Below are 12,708 nucleotides of genomic sequence, written 5' to 3'. Positions count from 1 at the left end.
ACAATCGCGTTTTAAACTTATTGTAACGATTAATGAATTATTCAACAACAATCTAATTAAAAACATAATGACTTATTTTGCCAATTATATATATTGCAAATGCTATATAAATAATACATTGAATTGCGTAAGTTTTTCTTTTTTCCATTGTATAATTTTACTATTTTGTTGCAGGTGACAAACCAAAAAGACCTCTTTCAAAATCATCCCAAAACTTTATCGAATTCGGATTCGAAAAAATATACCATAGACAAATGAAAAAAATAATTTTCAACATAAGACTTTGAAATTTTACTCCATCAACAGGGTTATTTTTCATCGAAATTTTTTTTATTTTTTTTATCTTATCTAAATCTAAACTTCAAATTTAAATGACTTCAAATTTTTCAATCAAGAAAAGTACATTCTCATTATAAAAACAAAGCCATTATAGATAGCATGTGTAATAAATGTATATAATAATACATTTATATTATTCTTGTCTCTGATGTACAAAATGCAAACATCAAACCTGATACAAACGCATAAAAAATAAAAGACATTGTAAAGGTGAAATAAGGCAAAACAAAAGCAGACAAAATACAACAGTATTTTATTGAAATTTTAATACTTTTAAAAATCTCAATAATGCCATATTGAAACAATGAGGTTTCAATAACAGGACTTGCAATAACAAATAAAACTTTTTTTTAGTAAAAACTATAATTTTCATTAAATCCTTTACATAAAGAAAATCTAAAAAGTCTGCAATACATAATTATTTTAAAATTTAAGAGAAGTACAAGCAATATAAGTTGATATTGTCGAATCTCTGTACAATGCTTTTTATTTTTGAAATAAAACGTCTTAACTTCAATAGACCATTTTTGATATATTGTTATTCTCAAATTCATTATACAACTTATGTATCAACAAAAGCATTATTAGTATTATAGGAAAAACAAAAATTATAAAGTCAAAAAAATAATATTTATTTAATGACAAATAATATTTGATTGCTGTCTGATTATTTTCTTTATACAAACTTACCCAATAGTTATTCAATGAAAACAAAATACTTGTTGTTACTATATAAATCGGCACACAAGAACCAAATAAAACAAGTGTTTTTTTTAAGTTAACATAAGTAAGCCAATCTTTTATTTCAGTAGTCGTTTTATTAAAAAAATACATGTTTATGTATTGCTTTAAATTGAAAGCCTTTATTGCAAATAAATTCCTGTTTTTTAAATATAACAAATAGCATCCTATTACTAAACCTGCTAAAATTATTTCCATAATAAAAAATGTTTTCATACTCATTGAAGTTATTTTTACAATTAAATTTTGTTCTTCATTATGAAAATTTTTCATAGAAAATTGTGCTGCCAACAGTGTTGTATACAAGTCAACTACTCTAGAAATAAAAATCAAAATACAAATTAATATTGTTTTCGCATTCATAATAGAATTATATAATTGAGGGATGTTTAAATCCCTCAAAATTACTAACGATCTTGTGCTGGATCAACCGTTGGTTTATAAGCAGCGCAACCACCTAAAAGTAAGCATGCTCCAACAACAAGAAGGGGCAAAAATCCACCTTCAATTTCTTCTACCTCTGAAGAATTAAGCTCCACAACATTTAAATTTTCTAAATTCATTTTATTATTTTTTACGATTATTAATTTATTTATCTGCCGGACAAGGAACACAACTTGTTAATAACAATAGTGCTCCTACCGCTAAAAGGGGTAAAAATCCACCTTCAACCTCCTGTTGTTCCTGTGAATTAAGCTCAACTAAATTCAATTCTTCTAAATTCATAATTTTAAAATTTAAATTGTTAATTAATAAATTTCAACAAAATCATTTTCTCGAGAACGTTTTCGTTATAACAAACTTATCATAGTTCCGTCTAATAAAATTGGACAGAAGTTTGAGCCTCCAAAAATTTCTTTAGATTCATCATCTTTAATCGTTTTAAACGAATAATTTAATATTAACTCAAAAGAAGTTTCATAGAAAAAGGTTTCTCTTTTTTTGCAATATTTTATAGGAGCATCCAATTCCTTAATAACTTCCAGTTCATTATAAAGTTGGCTTCGACTCAAACTTAATTTTCTTGCAAAAACACTTGGAGCTCCTGTGTTTTCAGAAACAATTAATTTATGTATTCTTTTCATCCTTTCAATTTGTTTAACAAAATTCATAGTTTCATCATAAAGGTTAATGGGATGTGATAGTTTTAAAGGATTTGCAACAACTTATATTAATTCCTAATAAAAACATCGTTTTACAACAAACATGAAATTAAAAAGAAAGCATCAAGATTGAAGAGATAAAAAAGTTTTAAAAATATCAGGATAAGACAATTGTAACGATTTATACAAATGATTTACTAATAAGTAGAACTAAGCACAATTATTAACAAACATTTAAAACCTTAAGTATTATATTGCGGGCTTAAATTAAATTTTAAAACGTTACTTTTGTGCGTTAAATACGAACTAAAATTATAAAATGGATATAGTTATCAAACTCTCTCAATTTCTATTGAGTTTATCTTTACTTATTATTCTTCACGAATTGGGGCATTTTATCCCTGCTAAATTATTCAAAACCAGAGTCGAAAAATTTTACTTATTTTTTGATGTTAAATATTCTCTATTAAAAAAGAAAATCGGCGAAACAGAATACGGAATTGGATGGCTTCCGCTGGGAGGTTATGTGAAAATCTCGGGAATGATCGACGAAAGTATGGACAAAGAACAAATGGCTTTGCCACCTCAACCATGGGAATTTCGTTCTAAACCAGCTTGGCAGCGTTTGATTATTATGCTTGGTGGTGTTACGGTAAACTTTATCCTGGCTTTTATTATATATATAGGAATGGCTTTTGTTTATGGCGATACTTATATTGCAAATTCTGATTTGAAAGATGGTGTATGGATAACCAATCCTGTAATGGAAAAAATTGGAATAAAAACAGGAGATAAAATTATCTCTATTGATGGTCAAAAAATTGAAAACTTTGATGATGACACCAACATGAAGGTCATCATGGCAAAAGAAATTTTAATTGAGAGCAACGGACAACAGAAAACCATCAAAATGCCAACTGATTTTGTTGATCAGTTATCTAAACATGAAAAAGGTTTTTTAATTGATACTCGAATGCCTTTTGTTATTGGAAGCATACAAGATGATTCGCAAAATACTTCGCTTAAACCAAAAGATCTACTTGTTACATTAAATGGACAAGAAGCAAAATATTATGATCAGGTTAAAGCAATTTTAAGCGCAAATAAAGGAAAAACAATTCAAGCTGTTGTTTTACGTGATTTAAAACAAACTCCAATTACGGTTAAGGTTTCTGCAAAAGGAACTTTAGGTGTCGTTGCTGGTGGTTTAGACATCAAATCATTAGAAAAATTAGGATACTACAAAGTTAGTACGAAAGAATATACTTTTCTGGAATCTATTCCTGTTGGACTTGCGAAAGGTAAAGATCGTTTAATAGGTTACGGAAAACAATTAAAAATGATTTTTAATCCAGAAACTAAAGCTTATAAACAAGTTGGTGGTTTTGCTGCGATTTATAACATTTTTCCGAGTTCTTGGAGCTGGGAAGCTTTCTGGAATATTACCGCTATTTTATCAATTATGCTTGGAGTTATGAATTTATTGCCAATTCCGGCTCTTGATGGAGGTCATGTGATGTTTTTATTATATGAAATTGTTAGTGGCAAAAAACCAAGCGATAAATTCCTTGAAAACGCCCAAATGGTTGGCTTCGTACTACTTATAGCGCTGCTTTTGTTCGCAAACGGAAACGATATTTATAAGGCAATTATGAAGTAGAAAAAAAAATGAATAAAAAGAGTTAAAATATTTTTGAGAAACTAAAAATTCGATTATATTTGCACTCGCTAAAAAGAGCAACACTTTCCTCCTTAGCTCAGTTGGTTAGAGCATCTGACTGTTAATCAGAGGGTCCTTGGTTCGAGCCCAAGAGGGGGAGCAACTTTTTTTAGCAAACATATTTACCTTTAAGGTGATTCCTCCTTAGCTCAGTTGGTTAGAGCATCTGACTGTTAATCAGAGGGTCCTTGGTTCGAGCCCAAGAGGGGGAGCTTAAAAAAAAAGACGATCAAATTGATCGTCTTTTTTTTGTTTTATATCAAAGTAAAGTTCACTCCTTCATTCTCTCTGCATTTTTATTGTTTCGCTACTTTATTCGCTAGATTTTTACTTTCAAATAAAACCATCATTTCATTTGCTTTTTCTGGCTTGTTAATGGCTTTTAATGATTCAGCGCAGCGATAGTAATAAATTGGATCTAGATTTTTACCTACTTCTATCAATTCACCATAATATTTAGCTGCCGATTCCATGTCGCCTTCAAAATAGGATTTGTCGGCTACTTTTTTAAGCATATCGGTGTTTTTATAACCTTTATCAACCACTTTTGTGTAGGTTTTTGAAATATCAATATCTATATATTTTGGCGCTTCAGTAGGGCGTGCTACTGCCACTTTTACTGGCTCTACCTTTTCATCAGGAATATCAATGACTACTTTTGCCATTAGAGGTACTTCAGTTTGTTTCAATTTGGGTTTTCTGTAAATTGGAGTTACAGTTCTAGTGTTATTTGGACCAAGATCATAAGTATTTACCATATCTAGTTTTGAAACTTCGTATTTTGTAACTCTTCTTCCAAAGGTCATATTTATTGTTTCTTCAACATAGTAAGCTTCTATAACAAGATCATTATCTGATTTCTTGTCTGATTGTAAATGTGTACTTCCAGCCGATGCAATAACAGGGGCTTTTGAAACTGCTTTTTGCGCAAAACAGCTAAAAGGAACAACACACACAATTGCCACAAAAATTTCTGCATAATTTTTCATGATAATTTTGATTAAGTTGTTTATTTCAAAAAACTATAGTAAAGGTAATCATACTTCTTTTTTTATGTTTATTTAACCCGTAAACAACCTTAAAAGACGTTTAAGTACGGTTTTTAAGCACTTAACGAAGCAAAACATCATAAAAAAAAGCGCCACAATTTCTTGCAGCGCTTTTTCTATTTTTAAATCGGAATAAAATTAAACCCCTAATTTCTTAGCAATCTCAGCAGGAATTCCGCCTTTGTTTACTAACAATGCAGTAGTTTTATATTTCACGAAATTTTTAGTTACAAACAAGAAACCTTTGTAGTCGTTTGTTTCTCCCCAAGAATTTTTTACGATATAATATTCTTTTCCAGTTTGATCTTTTGCAAGACCAATAATATGCATTCCGTGGTCGTCTGTTGTTGTGTAATTATCAAACGCAGCCTGACGCATTTCTGGAGTAATTTCTGGTTCTGCTTTTGGTCCGTTGAACATGTCTGCTTTTTCTTCAGCTGTCATGTCATCAAATTTCTTTGTTGGTACATACGCCACACCATTTTTCCAGCTAAAGCTTTTCTCACTTACGTCAGTTGCCCAAGCTACAGTATATCCTTTTTTCAATGCATTGTCAATAACATCCGTCATATCATTAACTTTTACATTGTAAACCTGATCTAATGACCAGTTGTCTGGCACCATCATTGTTGTTTTTTGGTAATAAGGAGAAGTTGTAAATGAAGACATTTCAATATATTCATCTGGATTAATTCCTACTACTTCTTTAGCAAAAGACTGCGGTGTATAGTTTTTCCCTTTGTAAGTAAAGTTATCCGGCGCTTTTCCTAAATAAGAATCAATAACTGCTGCGTATGCTTTTTGCCAGTTTGGAGTCAATTCTCCATTTGGATTTTTAACAACCGCTACAAGAACTCCTTCAATAAGAGCTGCCATTTCAGCAAATTTATTTTTGTCTGTTCCGTAGTTTAATCCTGTGTAAACTTCTCTCGGAACAGTTCCGTATTTTTTATACATATTAATTACATCGTGCAAAGCTCCTCCATCACCTAAAGTGATTGCTCCGTGCATACGAACATAATTTACGCCTTTGTCAACATACACATTTCTTGCAGAAAAAACCTGAGACAATTCTACTGGCTGTTTTCCTAAACGAATCATTTCTGATTCTAAAAATGAGTTAGTTGAATAACTCCAGCAAGTTCCAGAAGATCCCTGAGATTTTACTGATGTTGTTCCTAAGTTAACTACTTCAGTGAATTTAAAGTTCTCTTTACTTTTATCACTTGCATTCAACTTTAATGAGTTTACCAAAATGTCTTGCGCAAAACAGCCGCCTACAGCAACAAAAAATGCAGATGCAGCAAAAACTGATTTCATTGTATTTTTATACATAATCAAAGGATTTAAATAGTTGACTAATTAGTAGCCCGTATTATATTTTTGTTACAAAAAAATTAAATAATTGGTAAAAAAACTATTATTTAACAGTTAATGTTTATACAATATTTTTATTATGCGTTTAAATCTTACAAATTATACAATCAGATTTTTTTTTAAATTAGAAAATTTGGCAATTAGAAAATTAGAAAATTTTTGTCCAAAATAGACTTTCAAAATACTCGCTATTATTTACAAATAAATAGTATTTTAGTTCTTGAAAATGCCATATCAAAACCGGACATGTACGAACTGGAAAAAGAAACTTATTTAGGCAATACCAAAAACATCTTCAATACTCAAGAGGGAATTGCAGTTGTTGAAACGGAGTATCAAAATAAAGTTTATGAAGGCTGGCATTCGCACAATAACGCTCATATAACGCTTTTTTTAAAAGGAGGCACGACGGAGAAAAGGAAAAATTTCAGCGAAACGGTCGGTCCAGGATCGCTATTATTTTATCACAGCGACGAATTGCATTTAAACCAAAATACACTTTTTCCTTCCCGAAACATCAATATCGAAATTGAAGAAAATCTGCTCAAAGAACTTCAAATTTCTGAAGCTGTTATAGAAAAATCAATTCAAAATGAAGCTTTTACCAAGTTTTTAATTTTAAAGATTTTTAAGGAAACACTTACTGCCGATACTTTTTCTGCCGATACAATTAAGATGCTGTTTTCTCAATTAACTGTTGCTAATACTCATTTGGATCGATTTGAAAAAAGTCCGTTTTGGGTAAAAAGTTTAAATGAATTATTAAACGATTGTTGGAATGAAAATCCAAATCTGCAGGATTTAGCATTGGTTTTAAACCTCAACCCTATTACAATTTCAAAACATTTTCCTAAATATTTTGGATGCACTTTGGGCGAATATATGCGTCGTATTAAAATCAATCGTTCGCTTTCGCTGATACAATCCAATGAAATCAATTTGACTGAAATCGCTTTAGAATGCGGATTTGCAGATCAAAGCCATTTTATACGGACTTTTAAAACACAAACCGGATTTCTGCCTAAACAGTTTCAAAAATTATAAAGAGGCAAATTTCATTCTATTTTTTGGTTTTGATTCGGGATATTTTTGTCTCATCATAAATCATTAAATACAATCAAATGGAAACGCTTACTTTAAAACAAAAAACGTTTAATTCTCCAATAACAAAAATCATTCTTGCCTTACTTACTTTTATGGCAGTTGTTATTATTAGTCAACAAATTGCTGTAAAATTACTGGCCTTAACAGCACTTGAAAAAGATTACCGAAACCTTTTAAAAGGGCTTTTTGTTTCTGCTTTATGCATTTTCAGTTACATTCTTTTCTTTAAAAAATATGACAAGAGAGCAATCGAAGAATTTTCTACAAAAAGACTTGCAAAAAATCTTATTCTTGGCACTCTCATTGGTTTTACTTTGCAATCTCTCACTATCTTAGTGATATACCTAAACGGAAGCTACAATGTTGTGAGCATTAACCCAATTTCATTCATTTTGATTCCTTTTACCATTATGTTTACTGTAGCTATTATTGAAGAAATATTAGTACGTGGAATTATCTTAAGAATTGTAGAAGAAAAACTGGGAAGTTATATTTCTCTTATCATATCTTCAGTACTGTTTGGCATTTTTCATTTAGCAAATCCTCATGGGACTTTGATTTCGGCAATATGCATAACTATGGCAGGTTTTATGCTTGGAGCCGCCTTTATTTACAGCCGTAATTTATGGTTTCCAATAGCCTTGCATTTTGCTTGGAATTTTACTCAATCTGGAATTTATGGTGCGATAACATCTGGAAACGAAAAAACAAATAGTTTATTAAATGCTAAAATACAAGGCCCAGAATTCATTACCGGAGGAGAATTTGGTCCCGAAGGATCTATTCAGGCTATTTTATTCTGTGCAGTAGGAGCATTTGTACTATTAGCTTTAAGTCGAAAAGAAAACAAAATCATTAGACCTTATTGGAAGAAATAAAAAAAACAAACTCCCGACAGTTATTGTCGGGAGTTTCACTATTTACTTTTTATAATTTACTATTCACTTTTTACTATTCACTTTTTACTATTCACTTTTCACTTTTCACTTTTCACTTTTCACTTTTCACTTTTCACTTTTCACTAAAAAAACTACCTCATCCAATTGCTTCCAAAAACAATATAATAAGCCCAATCTTCATTTCCTTTTGCAACATCAATTCCCATTCGAAGTTTAAATTTTCGGGCGATTAAATATCTAAAACCTGTTCCGTAACTATAAACGACAGGTTTTTGAAATGCTTTATCCCAATTATCAAATGCACTTGCAAGGCCACCAAATCCCATCAAACTCCATCTTCGATACAGATCCCAGCGAAACTCAAGTTCGTTTACAATACTGGTGTTTCCCATATATCTGGCTGCCGGAATTCCTCTTAAATTAATTCCCGGTTTAAGATAAAAAGGCGGACTTCCCAACGCCTGCTCCCCTTCAATCCTAAGTCCGCCAATTAATTTATCCGTTATTGGATAATAGCCTATTGCAGACAAATTAATACGCCAGAAATTATAATCACTTCCTAGTCCTTTATCTGACCAGAAAAAATCTGACTGAATTCGTATTCCTTTATCTGGTGTAAATATATTGTCACGTCCGTCAAATTGAAGCGCTGCTCCTAACTGACTTACCGTACTTTTAATATCGCCCGGTTTAACAAACGGAGGCGGAAGATTTAAGTCGGGCAGATTTATTTTTGAATTTAAAAACAAATATTGCGGTCCGGCGCTCCATTTTTCATTGTTAAATTGCTTTAGCCATTGTGTATAAAAAACCGTTGATCTAAAATTCAATTTAAATTCCTGGTCATTTCCGGGAAGATTATTGGCATAAAAGGACAGATTTATATCTCCGTACGCTGCTCCAACACGATATAATATTTTTGGTTTTATTAAAGTTGCAGAACGAAATGCTCCTCCCATCCAGCTGTTATTTGCTGTGTACATTCCGAATCCTCCGGTTATATCCGGATTTATAAAACGTTTTTTACCGTCTTCATCGATTACTGGGTTGTGTTTTTTAAGAAAAATTGGAGCCAAAGCACCTCCAAATCCTCCTAAAGCCGGTTCAGATATAATGGCTGGAATTACTAGAAAACCATTTGCATAAATTAAAAAATTGCTTAAATCGATAGCTCCATCAAGAGAATCTCTATAGCGCATATTTTTAGGTTCCGATGTTGTTGTTTGTGAAGTCATTCCTGTGTAAGACAAGAGAAACAAGACAATAATTAATCTGGTCTTCCAAATACATTTTCGATCAAAAGGACGCTTTTTTTTCATTGCAGAATATGTTTCTTCCTGTAAATAGGAAATTGATTATTTAGGTTGTTCTTTTTGAAAACTGAATACATGTGCCAGTGTTAAGAAAAATGTATTTCCCTGAAACCTGTTTACAGCTCCAATTTCAGAAACCCATCGCAGTCCAGCTGTAGTTTTGCATCCAATATGAAAATAATTCACCTCAGCACCTAAAGCTCCAACTCTGTCTTTGTGTGGCTCCAGAAGCAGTGTACCAACCGGTATTTCATCATTTGATACTTTATATTGTAGATAATAGATTAATCCTGCATTCAAAATTCCAGTTGGAGCAGTTTTCTCGGCATTCATCATATAAAAAGTTTTGCCCAAACCTCCTTCGATACTTAAAATGTCACCTGTTTTTATATCGGTATCTTTCTTTCTGCCGTTGAGTTCATAAGCGGCCAAAATCGAGAAATGAGTTGTTTTTTTGTCATTAAAAAACAAAGTCGTTCCTCCCGAAAATTCATTCATAAACATTCCTAATCCGCTGTTGTTACTTCCACCCAACTCATATTTTCCTGTAGGAAGATACAATTGATAACTAAAAACAAAATCTGCTCTTTTATGATGCCACCCTAATTGAATGGGCTGTACGAGCATATCAGTAAAAGCAAAAGAACTTTTTGAATCCACATAACTTCCCTGAATGGCATTTGATGCAAAAGCAACCAAAAGAGTTGCGCCATAATTTGCGCCAAGAATTTTAAAATCGCTCACATAATTTGCGCCTACACCAGTTAAAAACATATTAATATCTGGATTTGCAATGGATTTGTCTCCATCGGCATTTCTTAGAGAACCTGCTTCGTAAAAATATCCAGGCACATATACTGTAAGCATGTTTTCTGGAGCCTGAGTTCCCGATTGTAGTCCGGAAGATCCAAGAATATGACCTCCTTTAAGCTGTGCATAACCTGAAAAATGCATCAATATTATTAAAGATAAAACAACTGATTTTTTGATTTGATTATGTCGATTTAATTCCGTTTTCATTGTTCTTGCATTTAAAATTAATGAGACTTGATAATCATGTTTATCAACGACTTGTCATCAGTTTGAATATTATTTTAGATAATATGTATGCGCTTTTCCGGATTCATTCTGACAACTTTAAAATATTCTGACGGCGATTTTCCGGTGTGTTTAAGAAAAGCTCTAAAACAGGTTGTTCTTGATTTAAAACCAGAACCCCAAGCCATTCCTTCGAGAGAAAGATCTTTCCATTCTGGGTCATTAATTTTTTCTTTGAAATATTCTATTCTTTTCAAGTTTACATAATCTTGAAAATGCAGATTAAATTCAGAATTAATTAAATTGGAAAGATGATGTACAGATATTCCTGTTTCATCAGCAATATCCCTTATTACCAAATCCTTTTTCAGAAAAAGTTCTCGTGAGGCAAAAATTTCCTCCAATTGCATCAAATATTGCTGTTTCTTTTCAACCGTAAGATCTTTAACAATTGGCAATGTGTTTTTTGATTCGTTTTCTTGTATCACGAGCAGTTTCTCTTCAACGATTTGAAAATCATCATTGACTTCATTTGTATTTATATCATAGAATATTTGTGGCTTAAAATAAAGCCAACCTACTGTAAAAACAAGTACAAATGAAATCAGTATATAACAAGACAAATCGACAGTATAAACGCTACTGACTAAAAAATAATGCACAAAAAGTGCCGAAAACATAAACAAAATCACCAAATTATAAACTCGTATCCAGCTTAAAACTTTTATTCTGTTAAAATGATTTTTTTTGAATTTTTCTAAATCATAATTCAAAACCATCATCGTTTGGCAAAATGCATAAAGCAGCCAAATAGACAAACTCAACATTGAAAATGGGCTTTGAATTTTAGGGGAAAAACTTTGTGCCAACGGGAAATTAACCAAATTACCAATCCAAACACAAAACGTTAAACTAAAATAAACCAGAAAAGGCAAGAAATGAAGCCAGTCATATTTTTGGAATATACGATCTGTAAACAATAGATTTCGGACATACAAAAAAGCACTGGGCGCTACTAAAAACATAAAAGATTTCGTGATCATAAACAGATCAGGAAAAAAATTAAGGACATTTGCCGACAAGTAAAAATTATATATACTGACAACAGCAAGGCTAAATAAGAACAGTCCTAAAAAAAAGCTCTTTGAGTAATTTCTTTTAGAAAACAGCACCATAAATGATGTTGCAAAACCGACCATTGTAGCCATAAAAAAGAAAAGAGAAAGTACTATATCCAGCATATATTAGTTTTTTATAATTAATAATTGCTCTTTCTTAAAAATGAATTTTAAAAGAAAGTTGTGTACCATAACTCATAAAGACTAACACTTATCTGTTTCCAGATAAGTATAATTGTCTTTATAAAATAAATTTAAAAGCTTATTTTTTAGCGAGACCTGGGGGAAAGCCTTCTAGTATTTTTTTAATTGCACCTGCAATAAATTCTTCCGGATTATCTGGTTTGCTGTCGATTTGGGCATTACCGATTCCTTGCCAAAGCAGTTTTTGTGTTTTTGAAGATACAATATCAATTACAAGCGAACCATCAACATAATCATATGAATTAAATGTTGTTGTACCGCCACCCATCATAGCACCACCGCCCCAATATCCGTATGGACGATACATTCCTCCATAACCATAAAAATTAGTATCGGCAGTAACCTGGGTTTTGTTTTTTAATATAGAAACCGCATTGACTTTTAAATCTGGATTATCATTTGATTCTACAAATCCTTTAGCGGTCATTTCGGCACGAATTGCTTTTGCAACACGATCTGCATTAAGCTGATTTACTTGACCTTCCTGAGCTTTTAAGTCATAAACCGTAAAAGTTTTGTATTGGCTGAAATTAGCAGAATGATCGTAATCTGTGGTAACTTTTACAGTAGGTGAACAACTGTAAAACAATCCCAATAATATTAACGGAATTAGGCGAAGATTTGTTCTTTTAATATTCATTGTTCTGATATTTAAATTAATAATTAAATTAGTTTAACTCGAATGCTTTATTAAAATCATGTA

13 protein-coding genes and 2 tRNA genes are annotated in these 12,708 nt (G+C 31.5%); 5 read left to right on the top strand and 10 right to left on the bottom strand.

All coding sequences use genetic code 11. From position 1 onward, the window contains the following. Nucleotides 1-852: 852 nt before the first annotated feature. The 4 genes from FN795_RS07095 to FN795_RS07080 all read right to left on the bottom strand — a co-directional run bounded on the left by FN795_RS07095 (nt 853) and on the right by FN795_RS07080 (nt 2,165). Complete coding sequence (locus tag FN795_RS07095; RefSeq protein ID WP_142449995.1) at nt 853-1,443, bottom strand: hypothetical protein; 591 nt, start codon at nt 1,441-1,443, stop codon at nt 853-855. Nucleotides 1,444-1,487: 44 nt separating this feature from the next. After that, nucleotides 1,488-1,643: a class IIb bacteriocin, lactobin A/cerein 7B family gene (locus tag FN795_RS07090; RefSeq protein WP_142449994.1), complete on the bottom strand. Its 156-nt coding sequence runs from the start codon at nt 1,641-1,643 to the stop codon at nt 1,488-1,490. A gap of 25 nt (nt 1,644-1,668) precedes the next feature. Next, a complete protein-coding gene (locus FN795_RS07085; protein WP_142449993.1) occupies nt 1,669-1,806 on the bottom strand; it encodes a class IIb bacteriocin, lactobin A/cerein 7B family in 138 nt (45 codons plus the stop codon). Nucleotides 1,807-1,871: 65 nt separating this feature from the next. Continuing rightward, entirely contained in the window at nt 1,872-2,165 is a 294-nt protein-coding gene (locus tag FN795_RS07080) for a hypothetical protein (protein WP_244289953.1), read from the bottom strand. 337 nt (nt 2,166-2,502) lie between these two features. Here FN795_RS07080 and rseP point away from each other — a divergent pair, with 337 nt between their 5' ends. The 3 genes from rseP (at nt 2,503) to FN795_RS07065 (ending at nt 4,115) form a co-directional block, all read left to right on the top strand. Continuing rightward, entirely contained in the window at nt 2,503-3,843 is a 1,341-nt protein-coding gene (rseP, locus tag FN795_RS07075; RefSeq protein ID WP_142449992.1) for an RIP metalloprotease RseP, read from the top strand. 86 nt (nt 3,844-3,929) lie between these two features. Continuing rightward, nucleotides 3,930-4,003, top strand: a tRNA-Asn gene (locus FN795_RS07070). 38 nt (nt 4,004-4,041) lie between these two features. Then, nucleotides 4,042-4,115, top strand: a tRNA-Asn gene (locus FN795_RS07065). Between the two features lie 84 nt (nt 4,116-4,199). Here FN795_RS07065 and FN795_RS07060 read toward each other — a convergent pair. Beyond that, complete coding sequence (locus FN795_RS07060; RefSeq protein WP_142449991.1) at nt 4,200-4,892, bottom strand: hypothetical protein; 693 nt, start codon at nt 4,890-4,892, stop codon at nt 4,200-4,202. A 198-nt stretch (nt 4,893-5,090) separates the two neighbouring features. After that, the gene (locus FN795_RS07055) at nt 5,091-6,287 is read right to left on the bottom strand and encodes a C1 family peptidase (protein ID WP_142449990.1); all 1,197 of its coding nucleotides are present in this window, start codon (nt 6,285-6,287) and stop codon (nt 5,091-5,093) included. 201 nt (nt 6,288-6,488) lie between these two features. On the opposite strand from FN795_RS07055, the gene FN795_RS07050 reads away from it, so the two are divergent. Both FN795_RS07050 and FN795_RS07045 read left to right on the top strand, forming a co-directional pair. Beyond that, the gene (locus FN795_RS07050; RefSeq protein ID WP_142449989.1) at nt 6,489-7,373 is read left to right on the top strand and encodes an AraC family transcriptional regulator; all 885 of its coding nucleotides are present in this window, start codon (nt 6,489-6,491) and stop codon (nt 7,371-7,373) included. 77 nt (nt 7,374-7,450) lie between these two features. Then, nucleotides 7,451-8,311, top strand: a complete 861-nt coding sequence (locus FN795_RS07045) for a CPBP family intramembrane glutamic endopeptidase (RefSeq protein ID WP_142449988.1) — start codon at nt 7,451-7,453, stop codon at nt 8,309-8,311. 152 nt (nt 8,312-8,463) lie between these two features. On the opposite strand, the gene FN795_RS07040 is transcribed toward FN795_RS07045, so the two are convergent. The 4 genes from FN795_RS07040 to FN795_RS07025 all read right to left on the bottom strand — a co-directional run bounded on the left by FN795_RS07040 (nt 8,464) and on the right by FN795_RS07025 (nt 12,645). Next, nucleotides 8,464-9,651, bottom strand: coding sequence for a BamA/TamA family outer membrane protein (locus FN795_RS07040; protein WP_244289952.1), 1,188 nt, complete (start codon nt 9,649-9,651; stop codon nt 8,464-8,466). 36 nt (nt 9,652-9,687) lie between these two features. Then, a complete protein-coding gene (locus FN795_RS07035) occupies nt 9,688-10,665 on the bottom strand; it encodes a SphA family protein (protein ID WP_142449987.1) in 978 nt (325 codons plus the stop codon). Nucleotides 10,666-10,739: 74 nt separating this feature from the next. Continuing rightward, nucleotides 10,740-11,510, bottom strand: coding sequence for a helix-turn-helix domain-containing protein (locus FN795_RS21535; RefSeq protein WP_244289951.1), 771 nt, complete (start codon nt 11,508-11,510; stop codon nt 10,740-10,742). Between the two features lie 553 nt (nt 11,511-12,063). Next, nucleotides 12,064-12,645, bottom strand: a complete 582-nt coding sequence (locus FN795_RS07025) for a DUF4136 domain-containing protein (RefSeq protein ID WP_142449986.1) — start codon at nt 12,643-12,645, stop codon at nt 12,064-12,066. Nucleotides 12,646-12,708: the final 63 nt, after the last annotated feature.

This window comes from Flavobacterium resistens (genome assembly GCF_900182645.1).
In the GTDB taxonomy this organism is placed as follows: domain Bacteria; phylum Bacteroidota; class Bacteroidia; order Flavobacteriales; family Flavobacteriaceae; genus Flavobacterium; species Flavobacterium resistens.
Note: the sequence above shows the minus strand (reverse complement) of the source record. Positions and strands in the feature narration are given on the sequence as shown.